Below are 17,490 nucleotides of genomic sequence, written 5' to 3' on the forward strand. Positions count from 1 at the left end.
TCCGGACGGTCGGGGGGGGCCGGACGGTCGGATCGGGGCCGGGCGGGTCGGGGCCGGGCAGGCAGGCGGGTGCGCCGGTCGTAGAGGAATCGTTTCGCCCATGGTCAGCGCCACAGCGCTCAGCCCGTGCCCGGCAGTACGCTGCCTCAGCGTCACCGGTCCACCGGTACGCAAAACGGACTTCCGTATGAATAAGGTGTACGGGGCCTGGCGCCGTCGTCCCCGAGAGGAGCCACAGGAGTCCCGTGTCCCGCAGCCGTTCCGGTCTCCCCGGTCTCCCCGGTCTCCCCGGTCCCTTCGGCCGCTCCGGCCGCCGCGGTCGGTCGCATCGCCGCGCTCGCTTCAGTGGCCGGGGCCCTTCCCGTCGCCCGGGCCGGGCCGTGCTCGGCGTCGCCGTCGCCGTCGTGCTGGCCTCGGCCGCCGTGGGCTGCGGCGACGCCGGCGAGTTGCAGGGCGCGGGCCCGACGCCGACGGCGATCAGTCCGGACAAGCTCTGGCCCGACCTGACCCCCGCCTCCAGCCCCGCGTTCGACATCGGCGAGGTGGACACCGAGGTGGTCAAGGGCATCACCGTGCCCGGCGGCGACATCCGCGAGGTCGATCCGGTCGCGGTGGTGCGCAGGGAGATCGCCGGACATCCGGGCGACTACGTGAAGGGGCCCTACGCCGAGACGGCCCGGCGGATGGCCGACTGCGGCGCGAGCGGCGCGCGCGGCGCCAGATGTCCCGTGCTCAAGGCGTACTACCGCGACCTCACCGGCGACGGCCGCGCCGACCTGACCCTCGGCTTCCGGCAGCTGCCGGGCAATCTGACGGCCGTCCGCGTCTACACCGTGCGCAAGGACAGGCTCGTGCAGGTCATGGCCTACGAGGACGCCGTCAGCGGAGTCGAGCTGGCAGGGCGGTCCGTGATCATCCGCGCCCCCTCCGAGGTCGCCGGGTACGAGTACCGCTTGCAGTGGACCTGGGACCAGCAGCAGCAGGCGATGCTGCTCACCCACGACGAGATGCTCCGCACCGGCGGCCGCAAGCACTCCCCGCGGCCCTCCGCCTCCGGCTCGGCCTCCACCCCGGCCGGCCCCTCGACGTCCGCCCCGGACTCCTCACCGGACGCCTCGCCCGATTCCGTTGCGCCGCCGGCGTCCTCGTCCCCGAGCGGCCGATGAGGCCGGCGCTGCCGTCCTGGGCCGGCACGCTCGCCGTGAAGGCCGCCGTCTTCATCACGGTGATGTGCTGCGCGCTGGCCGCCCTGCTCGGCATCCTGGTGCACGTCTCGGTGACCAACCAGACGGTGGGCCAGGCCCGCGATCTCGCGCTGTCCCGGCTGAAGGACGCGACCGCGGCCTTCGAGGCGGGGGACTCGCTCGGCCGGGGGGCGAGCCTGGATCCGCCCGGACTGCCACCGTCGCTGCGCGGCCTGGCGGTTTCCGGGGAGCGCGGCACGATGGTCGCCGACCGGCTGGGCCGCCCCACGATGTGGGCGGCGGGCCCCGCCGACGGCGGGCGGGCCCTCGCGGTCGCCGTCGACTACTCGCAGAGCGCTCACACCATCGAGGCGCTGGACACCGCGATCCTGTGGTCGTCGGCGCTGGCGATCGGGGCGACGCTGCTGGTCGGCGCGGTCGCCGTGACCCGGGTGACCCGGCGGCTGCACACCACCGCGCAGGTGGCCCGCCGGATCACCGCCGGCGACCTCGACGCCCGGGTGGACGACCGCCGCGCCAAGGAGCCGGGCCGGCCGCAGGACGAGGTCGGCGCGGTCGCCGTGGCGCTGGACTCCATGGCCTCCTCGCTTCAGGGCAAACTGCTCAGCGAGCAGCGCTTCACCGCCGATGTGGCGCACGAGCTGCGCACCCCGTTGACCGGTCTGCACGCGGCGGCCGAACTGCTGCCGCCCGGACGGCCCACGGAGCTGGTGCGCGACCGGGTGACGGCGCTGCGCACGCTCACCGAGGACCTGCTGGAGATCTCGCGGCTGGACACCGGGCGGGAGCGGCTGGAGTTGGACGCCGAGGACCTGGGCGCGCTGGCGGCGCGGGTGGTGCGGGCCGCGCAGGCCTCCGACTTCTCGGGAACGCCGTCGGCCTCCGGGCCCACGACGGCCGACGGGACTCCCGCGTCCGGCGGCGAGGTCGCGGTCGTCATCGTCCGCAACGCGCACGTGGAGACCGACCGGCGGCGGCTGGAACGGGTGCTCGGCAACCTGCTCGCCAACGCGCACCGGCACGGGCGGGCTCCGGTGACGCTGACGGTGGACGGGCCCGTGGTGACCGTCCGGGACCACGGGGACGGGTATCCGGAATACCTCGTCGCGCACGGGCCGCAGCGGTTCCGCACCGAGGGCGGGGCCAAGGGCCACGGGCTCGGACTGACCATCGCGGTCGGCCAGGCCGAGGTGCTGGGCGCACGGCTGGCGTTCACGAACGCGCCGGACGGCGGCGCGGTGGCGACGCTGACGCTGCCTCAGACGCCGCCCGCCCCGGCGCGCCTCCCCGATGGCGCAGCGTGACGGGCGACACGCACCAACCGCTCCTAATGTGGCGATAAGTCAGTTACACCCTCTTCGTGGAGGTATCGCCATGTCCATGCGCTCGGCTCTCACCCGTCTGGCCATAGTCACCGCAGCCGGCGCGCTCGCCGCCACCGCGGCCGTCACCCCGGCTCTCGGCGACGACTGGGACGGCGACGGCGGCAACAACAGCACCCAGGGCGGCGACGACTCGTACGACTGGCTGGACCAGGGCGGCGGGGGCGGCGGAGGCGGCCAGGGCGACCAGAACGCCCAGGGGAACCCGAACGCCCAGAGCAACCAGAACACCCCGAACGGGCAGAGCAATCCGAACGGGCAGACCTGGCAGAACGGCCAGGGCGGCCAGGGCGGCCAGGGCGGCAATTGGCAGTCCGGCGAGGGAGGCGGCGGCGGGAACGGCGGCGACTGGCAGTCGGGTGGCGGTGACGGCGGCGGCAACTGGCAGTCGGTCGACCACAACGACTCCCGCCGCTACCGCGGACGCGTCACCGCGAGCGAACTGCTGCTGCGCAGCGCGCCCGACCGGGGCAGCCAGGTCATCCGGGTCGCCCGCCGCGGCGAGATCGTCTCCATCTTCTGCCGGACCCCCGGGCAGAACGTCCAGGGCAACTCCGTCTGGTACCTCCTCACGGACGGCACCTGGGCCTGGGGCGCGGCGCGGTACATCGACGTCATCGGCACGACGCCGCGCTGGTGCTGACCCGAAAGACCGCACAAGGCCCCCGAGGAGCCCCATTTGGGTAGGTTCCGGACATGACGAAAGCCGGAGTCCGCGCGGGAACCGGTCCCACCGTGGCGGCGGCCGACGCGCCCGCCGCCATGGTGGGACTCCCCCGCCGCCGTGGCGTCGAACTGTCCCTCATCGTCCTGGCCGTCCTGCTCTCCGTGTACGGGTACTGCGCGGTCGGCCTGGCCCGCGACGGCGCCGTCCCGCCCGGAGCCGCGGGCTACGGGGCGGGGCTCGGGGTGCTCGCGCTGCTGGCGCATCTGGCGGTGCGGCTGCGCGCCCCCTGTGCCGACCCGCTGCTGCTCCCCGTCGCCGTGCTGCTCAACGGGATGGGCCTGGTCCTGATCTACCGGCTTGACCTGGAGACGCCGGGCGACCGGGCGGCGCCCACGCAACTCGTGTGGTCCACGGTCGGCGTGGCGCTGTTCATCGTGGTCGTGACGGCGTTGCGCGACCATCGTGTGCTCCAGCGGTACGCGTACGTGTGCGTGGTCGCCGCGCTCGCCCTCCTGACTCTGCCCATCCTGTTCCCGGCCGTGAACGGGGCCCGCATCTGGATCCGGATCGCGGGCTTCTCCATCCAGCCGGGGGAGTTCGCGAAGGTGCTGCTGGCGGTGTTCTTCGCCGCCTACCTGGCGGCCAACCGCACGGCGCTGGCCTACGCGGGCCGCCGGATGCGGCGCTTCAGCCGGATGCAGCTGCCCACCGGGCGGGTGCTCGGCCCGATCGTCACGATCTGGCTGCTGAGCGTCGGCGTGCTGGTCCTGGAGCGGGACCTCGGCACGTCCCTGCTCTTCTTCGGCCTGTTCGTGGTGATGCTCTACGTCGCGACCGGCCGCACCGGCTGGATCGCCGTGGGGCTGCTGCTCGCCTCGCTGGGCGCGGTGGCCGTGGGACGCCTGGAGCCGCACGTGCACAGCCGGGTCGAGGACTGGCTGCATCCGTTCGCCTCGATCGAGGCGGGCCAGGGCGCCAACCAGCTCGCGCAGTCGCTGTTCTCCTTCGCGGCGGGCGGCGCGTCGGGCACCGGGCTGGGCCTGGGCCACTCGGTCCTCATCGGCTTCGCCGTGAAGTCGGACTTCATCCTGGCGACGGCGGGCGAGGAGCTGGGCCTCGCGGGGCTGTCGGCGCTGTTCCTGCTCTACGGGCTGCTCGTCGAGCGCGGTTACCGGGCGGGGCTGTCGCTGCGCGATCCCTTCGGGCGGCTGCTGGCCGCGGGCCTCGCCTCGATCGTGGCCCTCCAGGTGTTCGTGATCGCGGGCGGGGTGACCGGCCTGATCCCGCTGACCGGCATGGCGATGCCGTTCCTGGCGCAGGGCGGCTCCTCGGTCGTCACCAACTGGGCGATCGTGGCGCTGCTGATCCGGGTGAGCGACTCGGCGCGCAGACCGTACGACGCCCCGTCCGCCCGCCCGGTCACCGAACCGTCCGCGCATACGTCCGGCGGGCCGGCCGCCCGAGCTTCGTCCCCGGCGGACGGCCGGGGCACGCCCGGCGAACCCGTCGACACGCTCGTCGACAAGAGCCCAGGGAGATCCCGGTGACCCGGCACATCCGGCACGCCGCCGTCTTCAGCGCCCTGCTGCTGGCGGCGCTCCTGGTCAACGCCGCGCGCGTCCAGCTCGTCCAGGCCGGTTCCTACGGCGACAACCCCGCCAACCGGCGCGGCTCCATCGCCCGTTACGCGCAGCCCCGCGGCGACATCCTCGTCGGCGGCACCCCGGTCACCGGCTCGCGGGACACCGGGGAGCAGCTGCGCTACGAACGCACGTACCAGGACGGGCCGTTGTACGCGCCGGTGACCGGGTTCGCCTCGCAGGTGTACGGGACGACGTTCCTGGAGCACGCGGGGGACGGCGTCCTGTCCGGGTCGGATCCGATGCTCGCGCCGTTCCCGCTGTGGAACGACGTCACGCACGGACGGCCGCCCGGCGGCGACGTGGTGACGACGCTGAACCGCCACGCCCAGTGGGCCGCCTACGAGGGACTGGACGGGCGCAAGGGCGCGGTGGCGGCGGTGGAGCCGTCGACGGGGCGGGTGCTGGCGCTGGTGTCGAGCCCGTCGTACGACCCCGGAGTGCTGTCCGGCAACGGCGGCCGGGCCGAACGGGCCTGGGCCCGGCTCAACGCCGACCCGGACAAGCCGATGCTGAACCGGGCGGTGCGCCAGACGTATCCGCCGGGGTCGACGTTCAAGGTGGTCACCGCGGCGGCGGCGCTGGACGCGGGCGTGGTCACGGACCTGGACGCGCCGACCGACTCCCCCGCCCCCTACCGGCTGCCCGGGACGACGACGAGCCTGACGAACGAGGGCGACGGCTGCGAGGACGCCCCGCTGCGGGAGGCCTTCGAGTGGTCGTGCAACACGGTGTTCGCCAAGCTCGGCGTGGACACGGGGCTGGCCCGGATGACCCGCACGGCGCGGGCGTTCGGCTTCAACGACGACGCGCTGCGGATCCCGTTCGGGGTGGCGCCGAGCACCTTCGACACCTCGCTCGACCGGGCGCAGCTGGCGCTGTCCTCGATCGGCCAGTACAACACGCGGGCCACCCCGCTCCAGATGGCGATGGTGGCGGCGGCCGTGGCCGACGGGGGTCAGGTGCGCACGCCGTACCTGGTGGAGCGGACCACGCGCAGGGGCGGGGCGACGGTGGCCACGGCCGGCTCGCGCCCGTCCCGCCGGGCGATGCTCCCCTCGACGGCGCGGCGGCTGCGGGAGCTGATGGCCGACGTGGTGCGCGAGGGCACGGGGACCAACGCGGCGATCCCCGGCGCGGTCGTCGGCGGCAAGACGGGCACCGCCCAGCACGGGCTGGGCAACGCCGGCATCCCCTACGCCTGGTTCGTCTCCTGGGCGCAGGGCGAACGGGACCTGGAGCCGAGGGTGGCGGTCGCGGTGGTGGTGGAGGACGGGTCGGCGCGCCGTGGGGACATCACCGGCGGCGGCATGGCGGCGCCGATCGCGCGGGCGGTCATGGAGGCGGTGCTCAACTCCTGAGCCGGGCCGCTCCGGGCGGGCGACGCGACGGCGTCGGGGCGGGGCCCGGCCAAGAAGTGATGCCCGGGGGATTGACGGCCTTGCTGACAAGCAGTCTCATAAGAGCATGACGACCCTCACGGATGCCGACGCGCTGGAAGGGCTGCGGGACGCGCTGGGCCTGCTCAAGGACCGGGAGCAGGTGGCCGAGCGGCTGCTCGCGTCCTCCGCCAAGCACTCCTACGACCCGGACAAGGAGCTGGACTGGGACGCGCCCTTCGAGGACGGCAAGTGGTTCTGGCCGCCGGAGCTCGTGTCGCTGTACGACACGCCGATGTGGCGGCGGATGAGCGAGGAGCAGCGGATCCTGCTGTCCCAGCACGAGGCCGCCGCGCTCGCCTCGCTCGGCATCTGGTTCGAGATCATCCTCATGCAGCTCCTCGTGCGGCACATCTACGACAAGGCCGCGACGAGCGCGCACGTGCGTTACGCGCTGACCGAGATCGAGGACGAGTGCCGGCACTCGAAGATGTTCGCCCGGCTCATCGAGCGCGGCGGCACGCCCCTGTACCCGGTGAGCCGCGCCCACCAGCACATGGGCCGCCTGTTCAAGACGATCTCCACCACGCCCGGCTCGTTCACCGCGACCCTCCTCGGCGAGGAGGTCCTGGACTGGATGCAGCGGCTGACGTTCCCCGACGAGCGGGTCCAGCCGCTGGTGCGGGGCGTCACCCGCATCCACGTCGTGGAGGAGGCCCGGCACGTGCGCTACGCCCGTGAGGAGCTGCGCCGCCAGATGGTGACGGCGCCGAGGTGGTCGCAGGAGTTCACCCGCGTCACGTCCGGCGAGTTCGCCCGCGTGTTCAGCGTGGCCTTCGTCAATCCCGAGGTGTACGAGAACGTGGGCCTGGACCGCCGCGAGGCCCTGGCGCAGGTCAAGGCGAGCGGGCACCGGCGGGAGGTCATGCAGACGGGAGCGAAGCGGCTGACGGACTTCCTGGACGACATCGGCGTGCTGCGCGGGGTGGGCCGCCGCCTGTGGAAGTCGTCGGGCCTGCTCGCCTGACCGCGCTCCGCACCCCGCCCTGCACCCCGCGCCCCGCCGGGACACCGTGGGGCGCCGCCGCCCGCGCGGGGGTGGGGCCGGGGCGGGGAGCGCGGCCCGCGGCGGGCGCGGGCGATTACGCTGCTCGTCATGACGCCAGCCGCTCCCGCCTACCGTCGTCTCAGCGTCGAGGAGCGCCGCAGCCAGCTCCTCGACGCGGCGCTGTCGCTCTTCGCGCACCGCGTCCCCGAGGACGTCTCGCTGGACGACGTGGCGGAGGCCGCCGGAGTGTCCCGGCCGCTCGTCTACCGGTACTTCCCCGGCGGCAAGCAGCAGCTCTACGAGGCCGCCCTGCGCTCCGCCGCCGAGGAACTCCTGCACTGCTTCGACGAGCCGCGCGACGGTCCGCTCCTCCCCCGCCTGGCCCGCGTCCTCGACCGCTACCTGACCTTCGTCGGCCGCCACGACGCCGGCTTCAGCGCCCTGCTCCAGGGCGGCAGCGTCGTGGAGACCTCCCGCACGACCGCCATCGTGGACGGCGTCCGCCGGGCCGCCGCCGAGGCCATCTACCGTCATCTGGAGGTCCCCGACCCCGGGCCGCGACTGCGGATGACCGTGCGGATGTGGATCACGGCCGTCGAGGCGGCCTCCCTCATCTGGCTCGACGAGGACAAGCAGCCGCCCGCCGACGAGCTGCGGGACTGGCTGGTCGACCAGTTCGTCGCCGTCCTGGCCGTGACCGCGGCGCGGGACGCGCAGACCGCCGAACTGGTCCGGGGTGCGCTGAGCGCGGAGATCTGATCGACACTGGACCGGTGAAGAGCCAAGACACCCCCTTCGAGGGCGGGCCCATGGACGGCCGGGTGCTGCCCGTGCTGCTGGGTCCGACCGGGCATCCGCCCAAGACGTACCGCATCCCCGTGCCCGACGCGGCCGGAGGCCCGCCCACCGTCCTCGTCTACCGGCGGGTGCCGCGTGGGCACAGCAGGAAGCTCGGGCTCCCCCAGGGCTGGAAGTACGCGTTCGACCCCGAGGGGAAGCGGAGCGGGCGGCCGCGCTGGCCCTGGTCCCGGCCCGCCGCCCGCCCGGACGCGTGAGCCGCCGCCGGGCGCACGCACCGTCCGCGCGCGCCGGGCGCCACGCCACGCCGGTGGGACGGCGGGTCGACGCCGACGGGTGACGTCGTTGCGCCGAACCGCGCACCCGGCGCGCGCACCCCGGGCACCCGCCCGATGCTCGCCCTGCGGGATGGAGGGGCCACCCCGCAGCGGAGGTGATGGCGTGTCAGGAAGACTGCTGCGTCTGGCCTGTACGGTCTCCACGGCGGCGCTCGCCGCGCAGACCGTGCTGGCCCCCGGACTCGCCGCGGCCACGACGGGGCCACCGGGAGCCGGCGCGCACGCGACGGCCGCACCGCGGACCCCGGACGCGGACTCGGACGCGGACACGGATGCAGGTGCGGATCCGGGTGAGGGGGCGGGTGGGGGCGGGACGGCGGACACCGGAGCCGAGACGCCCGGCACCCCGAACGACCCTGACGACCCTGACGCCGGTTCCGACGCGGACCCCGGGGCCGACCCAGACGCCGGGCCCGGATCCGGGGGGCGGAGCGTCGCCGCGCTGCTGAAGGACCTTCAGCGGCTGTACCGGGAGGCCGAGGCGGCCACCGAGGCCTACAACGCCACGGAGGAGGAGCTGCGGCGGCGGCGCGCCGAGACCGGGCGGCTGGACGGCGCTCTGGCGAAGGCGCGGCTCTCACTGCACGAGAGCCGCGGCGCGGCGGGACGGCTCGCCCGCCAGCAGTACCAGGGCAGCACCGCCCTCTCCCCCTACCTGCGGCTCCTGCTCGCCCGGGATCCGCAGCACGCCCTCGACCAGGGGCATGTGATCGGCCGGCTGGCGCGCGAGCGGGAGGAGACGGTCGGACGGCTGCGCGGCGGTGAGCGCAGGGCCGACGGACTGGCCCGGCGGGCCCGCGCCGCCCTGGACGGCCAGCTCACCCTCGTCGCGCGCAGGAAGAAGGAGCGCGACGACGTGCGCCGGCGCCTGGACGACGTCCAGGAGCTCCTGGCGTCGCTGACCGCCGAGCAGCTCACCGCGCTCGCCGCGCTGGAGCGCGACGGGGTGGCGCGGGCGCAGGACAGGCTCGTGGCGTCGGGTGCGCTCGGCGACGACGGGAAGCCGTCGCAGGAGGGCGTGAAGGCCGTGCGGTACGCGGTGCGCCAGCTCGGCAAACCGTACGAGTGGGGCGCGCAGGGGCCGGGGTCGTACGACTGCTCGGGGCTGACCTCGCGGGCCTGGGGGCAGGCGGGGACGCCGGTCCCGCGCACCAGCGAGGAGCAGTGGGCGCGGCTGAAGCGGATCCCGCTGAAGGAGCTGCGGCCGGGGGATCTGGTGATCTACTTCCCCGAGGCCACGCATGTGGCGCTGTACCTCGGGCGGGGCCTGGTGGTGCAGGCCCCGCGGACCGGCGAGAAGGTGAAGGTCTCCCCGCTCGCGTCCAACCCGGTGCTCGGCGCGGTGCGTCCGGATCCGGGCGGCGAGCCGGTACGGCGCTACCGGCCGCCGAAGCTCCCGCCGACGCCCCTGCCCGGACGGGAACCGGGACGGGAGCGGGACCTCCGGCGGCCGTGACCGCGGCCGTGACGGCGGCCTAGGCTCCGGTCAGCGAGCCCAGGTAGGCCGCCGTCTTCTCGGGCTCGTAGAAGAAGTTCTCGAAGTCGGCCGGGTCGTTGAACGCGTTGGCGAAACGATCAGCCGCGGGCTGAAGCTGCCCGGCCGCGCCCAGCAGGCCGATGATGTGCTCCGGCGGCGGGGCGAGCATCGCGTTGGTCCACTTGGTGACGTGCCGCGCGGTGTCCCAGTACCGGTCGAAGGTGGCGCGCATCCACTCCTCGTCGAACTCCTTCTCCCCGCGCTCCAGGATGGAGGCGAGGTAGGCGGCGGCGCACTTGGAGGCGGAGTTGGAGCCCTGTCCGGTGATGGGGTCGTTGGCGACGACGACGTCGGCGACGCCGAGCACCAGGCCCCCGCCGGGCAGGCGGCCGATCGGGTTGCGGACGGTGGGGGCGTAGCGGCCGGCCAGGGTGCCGCCGGCGTCGGTCAGTTCGACCCGGGTGGCCCGCGCGTACTCCCAGGGCGTGAACCTCTCCATCAGCTCCAGCGTCAGGGAGAGGTGCTCCGCGGGGTCCTTGACGCCCTTGAAGACGTCGAGCGGGCCGCCGGGTATGCCCTCCCAGAACAGGATGTCCGCGCGGCCGGAGGTGGTCAGCGTGGGCATGACGAAGAGCTCGCCGACGCCGGGGACGAGGTTGCAGCGGACCGCCTCGGTGTCCGGGTGCTCCGGGCGCGGGCCCAGGCCGTGGACGTAGGCGACGGCGAGGGCGCGCTGCGGCTCGCTGTAGGGGGAACGCTCCGGGTCGCGGGCGAACATCTGGACGAGTTCGCCCTTGCCGGCGGAGACGAGGACGAGGTCGTAGGCGCGGGAGAAGTAGTCGAGGTCGGAGACGGCCGCGCCGTGGATGACGAGCTGGCCGCCGCGCTGGGCGAACGTCTCCATCCAGCCGGCCATCTTCACCCGTTGGTCGACGGACTGGGCGTGCCCGTCGAGCCGGCCGAGCCAGTCGATGGCGCGCTGGGTGGGGCCGGGGTCGTGCGAGCCGGGGGCGGCGACCGAGACGCCGAGGCCCTCGATCTTCGGGGCCTGCTGCTCCCAGAAGTTCAGCTGGAGGTCGCGCTCGTGCTGGAGGGCGGTGTGGAACATGCACTGCGTCGACATGACGCGGCCGGAGCGGATCTCGTCCGCCGTCCGGTTCGACATCAGGGTGACCTCGTACCCGTGCGACTGGAGGCCGAGGGCGAGCTGGAGACCGGACTGGCCGGCTCCGACGACGAGTATCTTCCGCATGCGGGGGACTCCTTGAAGGGCCTTGCTGGGGGGCCTTACTCGGGGGTTTCGTCGAGCGCGTGGCCCACCAGGGCCAGGAGGGTCTCGATCACCGAGATCCGGCGCCGCGCATCCATGATCATGACAGGTATGTGCGCGGGGATCGTCAATGCCTCCCGCACGTCCTCGGGCTCGAACAGCTCGCTGCCGTCGAAGTGGTTGACGGCGACGACGTACGGCAGTCCGCAACTCTCGAAGTAGTCCAGGGCGGGGAAGCAGTCCTTGAGGCGGCGGGTGTCGGCCAGCACGACCGCTCCGATCGCGCCGCGCACCAGGTCGTCCCACATGAACCAGAACCGCTGCTGGCCCGGTGTGCCGAACAGGTAGAGCACCAGGTCGTCGTCGAGCGTGAGGCGGCCGTAGTCCATGGCGACCGTGGTGGTGGTCTTCTCGGGCGTGCCGGTGAGGTCGTCGGTCTCCTCACTGGCCTCCGTCATCAGCGCCTCGGTCTGGAGGGGCTCGATCTCCGAGACCGTGCCGACGAGGGTGGTCTTGCCGACGCCGAAGCCGCCCGCGATCACGATCTTGGTGGCTATGGGGGCGCGGGTGCGGTCGGTCTGCCACGGCCGCAGGGGTTCGTCGGGCTCGGTCACGGGCGCGACGAGGGGGGTGACGCCAACGGAGGAGGCGGCGTCAGAGACGACGGAGTCCACTCAGCACCCTTTCCAGCAGAGCGCGGTCGGGACGGCCCGTACCGTGAGCGGTACCGGTGCCGTACACACGGATCTTTCCCTGGTCCGCGAGGTCGCTGAGGAGGACCCGGACCACGCCGAGCGGCATCTTCAGCAGCGCGGCGATCTCGGCCACCGTGCGCATACGGCGGCACAGTTCGACGATGGCCCGCAGTTCCGGCATGACCGTGGACTTCAGGGACCCGTTCGTCAGCTCGCGGCGCTCCTCGGGGGCGTCGAGGGCGGCGGTGCTCGACACGAACGTCTCCACCAGCAGGACGTGCCCGAAGCGGGTGCGCCCGCCGGTGAGGGAGTAGGGGCGCACGCGGGCCGGTTTGCGGTCGCCGCCGCGCACGGGGAGCAGTTGCCTGCCGCCCTGGGGCTGCATCGGCACGGCGTTCATCGGACGCTCCCCGTCGGCTCGGACTCCAGGGACTTGCGCAGCTCGCTGCGGAGTTCCGGGGTCAGGACGTGTCCGGCGCGGCCCACGAAGAGCGCCATGTGGTAGGCGACGACGCTCATGTCGCAGGCGGCGGAGCCGTGCACGCCCAGGAGCGAGCCGTCGCTGATCGACATGACGAAGAGGCTGCCCTCGTCCATGGCGATCATGGTGTGCTTGACCCCGCCGAACTCCATGAGCTTGGCGGCGCCGATGGTGAGGCTGCCGATGCCCGACACGATGGTGGCGAGGTCGGCGGCGGAGCCGCGCGGGCCGGACGGTCTGGTCTCGCGGGCCTGGCGGGCCTCGTCGTTGTGGGCTGCGTCCGAGGACAGCAGGAGCAGGCCGTCCGAGGACACGACGGCGACGGACTGGATGCCGGGGACCTCCTCCACGAGGTTGGTCAACAGCCAGTGCAGGTTTCGGGCTTCACTGCTCAGTCCGAAGGTACTGGGCGCGGTCAACTGCTTGCCTCCTCGACTGTGCCCCCCGTGTCTTCTTCGGCGTGTGCGTGTGCTTCTTGAGCTGTCTTCCGCGCGGTGCCGCGTGCGGCGTCGCGTACGGCCTCCTGGGACGGAACCCGGTTCTGGCCCGTCTTCTCGGCGATCTCCGCCTCCACCTCGCGGTAGCCGGCCTCCGCCCCCCGGCGGAAACCGCCCAGACGGCGGCGGAGGGCGTCCGCGTCGACGGAGCCGGTCCGCTGGCGCGGGGTGTGGGCGGGCGCGGTGATCCTGGGTGTGCGCTTGGGGAGGCCCTTGTCGGTGAGGGGTTCCTCCGGGATGTCGGGGGTGCGTGCGTGTTCGGGGCCGGCCTCGTCCGCGGCGGCCTCGCGGGCGGGGGCGGTCGCCTCCGGGGGCGCGTCGTCGCGGCCGGCGTCGGGGGACGGGTGGGTGTGCTCGTCCTGCGCGGCGCCGGGCTCCTCCTGGGGGCTCGGCAGCAGGAGTTCCATGGTGGTCTCGGCGGGCGTCTCCGCGGGCGTCCCGGCCGGGCTCTTCGCCTGCCGTACGGCCTTCTCGGCCATCGCGACCAGCGGGTCGGCCGGCTTCGAACGGCCCGGCAGGACGTTGGAGTTGGCCTCGGCGTCGGCGCCGGGCAGCGAGAAGGCGGGGGCCGCCGCGGAGGAGGGCGCCGAGGAGGGGACCGCTGCGGCCGGGGCGGCGGCGAGGAGCTGGGTCGGCAGGACGACGACGGCGGCGACCCCGCCCTGCTTCTGCTCGCGCAGCCGCACCCGCACCCCGTGCCGGTGGGCCAGCCGGGCCACCACGTACAGGCCGAGGCCGAGTCCCTCCTCGCCCTCCTGGTCGTACGGCGTCTCGGGGTCGAACTCGGCGAGGCGGCCGTTGAGCCGGTCGAGCCGGCCGGCCGGGATCCCGATGCCCTCGTCCTGGACGGAGAGCATGACCTCGCCGTTCTCCAGCAGCCAGCCGGATACCTCGACGGGCAGGTCCGGCGGGGAGAACGCGGTGGCGTTCTCCAGGAGTTCGGCGAGCAGGTGGGAGAGGTCGTCGGCGGCGAAGCCCGCCACGTGCGCGTGCGGGGGCAGGGCCGAGATGCGCACGCGCTCGTAACGCTCGATCTCGCTGACCGCGGCGCGGACCACGTCGACCAGCGGGATGGGCCCGGCGTGCTGCTGGACGTGTTCGGTGCCGGCCAGGACCAGCAGGTTCTCGCTGTGCCGGCGCATGACCGTGGCGAAGTGGTCGAGCTTGAAGAGCGTGGCCAGCCGGTCGGGGTCCTGCTCGCGCTCCTCCAGCCCCTCGATGACGGCGAGCTGGCGCTCGACCAGGCCCAGGGTGCGCAGGGCGAGGTTGACGAACGTCCCGCTGATGCTGTCCCGCAGCCCCTCCAGCTGGGCGGCCGAGGAGTCGAGTTCGGCGCGCAGTTCCTCGCGGGCGTCGGCCATCCGCTGGCGCTGGCCCACGAGGTGCTTGCGGTCCGACTCCAGGGTGGCGACGCGCTCGTGGAGGGCGACGGCGTGCTGGTGCAGGGCGTTGACGGAGCGGACGACCTGGGCGAACTCGTCGTTGCGGCCGGTGAACGCGACCGGTTCCTCGGCCGCGGGGTTCTCGGCCCCGGCCAGCCGTGCCGACCCCCTGCGCAGCACGGACAGCGGGCGGGTGAGGCTGCGGGCCATGCCGGTGGACACGGCGACGGCGAGCAGCATCAGCGCGCCGAGGACGGCGACGCGGATCTCCAGGTCCGTGACGTCGTCGTCGCGCAGCCGGGCGAGGTCCTCGACGCGGTGGCTGTAGAGCGAGGACTCGGCGCCGCGCATGAGGTCGAGGCGGGCCGAGAGCGAGGCGTCCAGTTTCTTGACGCCGGTGTCGAGGTCGCGGCCGCTGAGCTCCGGCTGGTCGGTGAGGGTGGCGAGGTAGGCCTCGGCGGCGTCGACGTCGCCGCCGGTGACGGTGGAGTCGTAGGCGGCCACCGTGTCCTCGGGCGCGCCTTCGCGGAAGTCCGCGAGGGCCGCGTCGGAGCGCAGCCGGGCCTGCTGGGCGGCGGCGGCGAGGGCGTCGCGCTGCTTGGCGTCGGTGTCGGAGGAGACCTTCTCGGTGCTCGACCGGCCCGTGAGGGGGTCGTAGGAGGTCTTCTCGCTCGTCGGCACGTTCAGTGCCGCGAGGAGCAGCCCGCGGGTCGCGGCGGCCTGCTGGACGGCGCTGTCGAGTTCGGCGAGGGCGTACGCGCCGGATCCGGCGCGCGGCGGCATCTGCTCGGCCAGCCGGTCGACGAGGACGTGGAGCGCGGCGATGACCTCGGAGTAGTCCTGGTGCGCCTGGAGTGCGCCGCTCCTGCCGGTGAGGGCGGACTGCCGCACGGACGGGACGGCGGCGAGGGCCTTGCGCAGCGCGGCGGAGACCTCCGTCCCGGTGATCAGCTCGCGCGCCTGGCGGTCGACGCGGGCGCTGCTCTGCGTGGAGGGGGCCTTCGCCTTGACGCGGCCGGCGGCGACGTAGGAGGTGACCTCGTCGCGTTCGTCCGCCAGGGACTGGGCGAGGGCGAGGGCGTCCTGGCTCTGTTCGGCCAGGGTGACCAGGTCCTGGGAGTCCTTCAGCTGCCCGGAGGCGGCCAGGATCGAGGGCGCGCCGGCTCCGGCGACGGCGGCGGCCACCACGGCCACCGCGACGATCAGCCGGTTGCGCACGTGGGTCGGGCGGCCCTTGCCGACGGGGGTGCGCTCCGCGCCCCCCTCGGAGGCCGTCTGACTGCCTGTACGCCGAGGCCGCGTCTTCTGCACCGGTGCTCGCATTCCTGACTCGTTACCCATGGGCCGGATGTGACGCTCCGTCAAGTGGCGCGTTGCGTCCGGTACGGTTTCCGACCCTCCCAGTGCCGGTGTGCGGGGTCCGCGCATCGCTTGCCCCGCCACCCGAAGGAGTGAACATCGGAGGGGAGTTGACGGGCAAGTTCCCGTGGCGGGCGCGACGCCCGTGCGCGGCAGGCCGGTTGGACGTGGGCGGCGGGCTTTGGCAGTATTCGCCGCCACGCCTTCCCGGAGTGCTTCATTCCCACCCAAAACAGGCGTCTGACCTGCGGCGGCGCGCCCGTTCGGGGAACGGTGCCGGTCTTTCGCGAAGGCTGTGAAGGGGTCGTGCAGACTGGCCGGATGCGCACGGAACTCATGTCGGACGGCGGCGATCCGGCCCGCCCCAACGAGGACTTCGCCGCGGTCGGGCTTCCCGCCTCCGGACAGGGCGGTTCGCTCGTCCTGCTGGACGGCGTGACGCCGCCGCGGGACGGCGCGGGCTGTCTGCATCCCGTTCCCTGGTTCACCGCACGGCTCGGCGGCGCGCTGACCGAACTGACCGTTTCGCTCCCGGATGTTCCGCTGGCCGAGACGCTCGCCCTCGCCATCGCGCGCACCGCCGAGGCCCACGCGGGAACCTGTGACCTTTCTCACCCGCGCACGCCGCAGGCCACCGTGGCCCTCGCGCGCTGGTCACCGCAGCGGGTCGAGTACCTGGTCCTGTGCGACGCGACGCTGCTGCTGGCGTCCCCCGACGGCCGGGTCCGCGCCGTGCGCGACGACCGGCTCGCGAGGCTGCCGCGCGCCCTGCTGCGCAGCGCCGACGCCGTGGACTCCACCCTGCGCAACAAGGAGGGCGGGTTCTTCACGGCCGCGGCCGACCCCTCGGTGGCCGCCCGCGCGGTGACGGGCGCGGTGCCGCGGCCCGAGGTGGCCTCGCTGGCCGCGCTCTCGGACGGCGCCGCCCGCTGGACCGAGCTGTTCGGCGAGGGCGGCTGGCCCGACCTGCTCGCCGTGGTCCGCGAGGAGGGCACCCGGTCCCTGGTGGAACGGGTCCGGCGCCACGAACGCGCGGACGCCGACGCCGGCCGCCCCCGCCTGGCACGGGCGAAGACCCACGACGACGCGACGGTGATCTACGCGGAGCTGTGACCGCCCGCCCCGCCTGCCCCGCCTGAGCAGCCCGCACCACCCGCACCCCTGAACCGCCCGTATGCCCGGGTGTCCGGGTACCTGGCCGTCGCCGCACGTTCGGGCTGCCGGGCGGCGGCACCGGCCGGGATCACTTCTCCATGCCCCGGTTCAGCTCGTGCAGCAGCCGGGCCAGTTCGGCGACTTCGGCGCGGTCCCAGTGGGAGAAGCGGCTGACGTACCGCTCGCGGCGGGCCTCCCGGACCCGGCCGACCCGGCGGCGGCCCTCCTCGGTGAGGTCGACCAGCCAGGCGCGGCCGTCCGCCGGGTCCGGCGCCCGCGCGACCAGGCCGAGCTGTTCGAGGGCCCGCAGCTGGCGGGACATGGTGGCCTTGCCGACGCCGATGTAGGCGGCGAGTTCCGTGGCGCGCTGCCGGCCGCACTCCTCCAGCCGGACGAGGAGTCCGTAGGCGGCGGACTCCAGGTCCGGATGGACCTCGCGGGCCATCTCCCCCTGGCTGGCGCGGGCGCGGCGCAGCAGCACCGTCAGCTCCCGCTCCAGGGAGAGGAACTCCCGGTCGCCCTGCTCCACACCGCGCGACGGCCGTCGGTCGTCGTTCGTGTCCTCGTGCACGTCAGCACCCCTGATCTCACCGGTCGCCGCGGTCGCGCAGCGCTCAAGTATTCCCCAGGCACAGACCGGAGGCGCTTCCCAGGGCCGTGTCCCGGGCACGGCGAAGGCCCGGGCCTCCCTCACGGGACCCGGGCCGCGCCGTCCCG

Annotated in this window: 16 protein-coding genes; 10 read left to right on the top strand and 6 right to left on the bottom strand. The window is 74.0% G+C overall.

All coding sequences use genetic code 11. The annotated features are described in order from the left end of the window. The first annotated feature begins 380 nt into the window (after nucleotides 1-380). The 9 genes from ACGFSH_RS06830 (at nucleotide 381) to ACGFSH_RS06870 (ending at nucleotide 9,913) form a co-directional block, all read left to right on the top strand. On the top strand, nucleotides 381-1,166 hold the full coding sequence (locus ACGFSH_RS06830) for a hypothetical protein (protein ID WP_393345705.1): 786 nt from the start codon (nucleotides 381-383) through the stop codon (nucleotides 1,164-1,166). Continuing rightward, a complete protein-coding gene (locus ACGFSH_RS06835; protein ID WP_393345707.1) occupies nucleotides 1,163-2,509 on the top strand; it encodes an ATP-binding protein in 1,347 nt (448 codons plus the stop codon). The genes ACGFSH_RS06830 and ACGFSH_RS06835 overlap by 4 nt, the downstream gene beginning before the upstream one ends. Nucleotides 2,510-2,579: 70 nt before the next feature. Continuing rightward, entirely contained in the window at nucleotides 2,580-3,230 is a 651-nt protein-coding gene (locus ACGFSH_RS06840) for an SH3 domain-containing protein (protein WP_393345709.1), read from the top strand. Nucleotides 3,231-3,283: 53 nt separating this feature from the next. After that, nucleotides 3,284-4,801, top strand: a complete 1,518-nt coding sequence (locus ACGFSH_RS06845) for an FtsW/RodA/SpoVE family cell cycle protein (protein WP_393345711.1) — start codon at nucleotides 3,284-3,286, stop codon at nucleotides 4,799-4,801. Further along, nucleotides 4,798-6,255 (top strand): penicillin-binding transpeptidase domain-containing protein, encoded by a 1,458-nt coding sequence (locus ACGFSH_RS06850; RefSeq protein ID WP_393345713.1) that lies wholly within the window; start codon nucleotides 4,798-4,800, stop codon nucleotides 6,253-6,255. The genes ACGFSH_RS06845 and ACGFSH_RS06850 overlap by 4 nt, the downstream gene beginning before the upstream one ends. A 106-nt stretch (nucleotides 6,256-6,361) precedes the next feature. Next, a complete protein-coding gene (locus ACGFSH_RS06855; RefSeq protein WP_393345715.1) occupies nucleotides 6,362-7,300 on the top strand; it encodes a diiron oxygenase in 939 nt (312 codons plus the stop codon). Nucleotides 7,301-7,429: 129 nt separating this feature from the next. Further along, complete coding sequence (locus ACGFSH_RS06860; RefSeq protein WP_351362190.1) at nucleotides 7,430-8,080, top strand: helix-turn-helix domain-containing protein; 651 nt, start codon at nucleotides 7,430-7,432, stop codon at nucleotides 8,078-8,080. Nucleotides 8,081-8,094: 14 nt separating this feature from the next. Further along, complete coding sequence (locus ACGFSH_RS06865; protein ID WP_393345717.1) at nucleotides 8,095-8,376, top strand: hypothetical protein; 282 nt, start codon at nucleotides 8,095-8,097, stop codon at nucleotides 8,374-8,376. A 184-nt stretch (nucleotides 8,377-8,560) separates the two neighbouring features. After that, entirely contained in the window at nucleotides 8,561-9,913 is a 1,353-nt protein-coding gene (locus ACGFSH_RS06870) for a C40 family peptidase (protein WP_393345719.1), read from the top strand. A 19-nt stretch (nucleotides 9,914-9,932) separates the two neighbouring features. Here the strand turns inward: ACGFSH_RS06870 and ACGFSH_RS06875 are convergent, their stop codons facing one another. From ACGFSH_RS06875 to ACGFSH_RS06895, 5 genes are read right to left on the bottom strand one after another with little or no spacing between them, the layout of a single operon-like run. Continuing rightward, the gene (locus tag ACGFSH_RS06875; RefSeq protein WP_393345721.1) at nucleotides 9,933-11,186 is read right to left on the bottom strand and encodes a styrene monooxygenase/indole monooxygenase family protein; all 1,254 of its coding nucleotides are present in this window, start codon (nucleotides 11,184-11,186) and stop codon (nucleotides 9,933-9,935) included. A 35-nt stretch (nucleotides 11,187-11,221) separates the two neighbouring features. Next, the gene (locus tag ACGFSH_RS06880) at nucleotides 11,222-11,878 is read right to left on the bottom strand and encodes an ATP/GTP-binding protein (protein ID WP_393345723.1); all 657 of its coding nucleotides are present in this window, start codon (nucleotides 11,876-11,878) and stop codon (nucleotides 11,222-11,224) included. Continuing rightward, nucleotides 11,859-12,299 (bottom strand): DUF742 domain-containing protein, encoded by a 441-nt coding sequence (locus ACGFSH_RS06885; protein ID WP_329413519.1) that lies wholly within the window; start codon nucleotides 12,297-12,299, stop codon nucleotides 11,859-11,861. Before ACGFSH_RS06885 ends, ACGFSH_RS06880 begins: the two co-directional genes overlap by 20 nt. Next, the gene (locus tag ACGFSH_RS06890; protein WP_393345725.1) at nucleotides 12,296-12,799 is read right to left on the bottom strand and encodes a roadblock/LC7 domain-containing protein; all 504 of its coding nucleotides are present in this window, start codon (nucleotides 12,797-12,799) and stop codon (nucleotides 12,296-12,298) included. The genes ACGFSH_RS06885 and ACGFSH_RS06890 overlap by 4 nt, the downstream gene beginning before the upstream one ends. Continuing rightward, nucleotides 12,796-15,570, bottom strand: coding sequence for a nitrate- and nitrite sensing domain-containing protein (locus tag ACGFSH_RS06895; protein WP_393345727.1), 2,775 nt, complete (start codon nucleotides 15,568-15,570; stop codon nucleotides 12,796-12,798). The genes ACGFSH_RS06890 and ACGFSH_RS06895 overlap by 4 nt, the downstream gene beginning before the upstream one ends. 369 nt (nucleotides 15,571-15,939) lie before the next feature. Here ACGFSH_RS06895 and ACGFSH_RS06900 point away from each other — a divergent pair, with 369 nt between their 5' ends. Further along, the gene (locus ACGFSH_RS06900) at nucleotides 15,940-16,731 is read left to right on the top strand and encodes a hypothetical protein (RefSeq protein ID WP_393345729.1); all 792 of its coding nucleotides are present in this window, start codon (nucleotides 15,940-15,942) and stop codon (nucleotides 16,729-16,731) included. Between the two features lie 130 nt (nucleotides 16,732-16,861). Here ACGFSH_RS06900 and ACGFSH_RS06905 read toward each other — a convergent pair whose 3' ends face one another. Then, nucleotides 16,862-17,344: a MarR family winged helix-turn-helix transcriptional regulator gene (locus ACGFSH_RS06905; protein ID WP_393345731.1), complete on the bottom strand. Its 483-nt coding sequence runs from the start codon at nucleotides 17,342-17,344 to the stop codon at nucleotides 16,862-16,864. Nucleotides 17,345-17,490: the final 146 nt, after the last annotated feature.

Source organism: Streptomyces sp. NPDC048481, assembly GCF_043200075.1.
Taxonomy (GTDB): Bacteria; Actinomycetota; Actinomycetes; order Streptomycetales; family Streptomycetaceae; genus Streptomyces.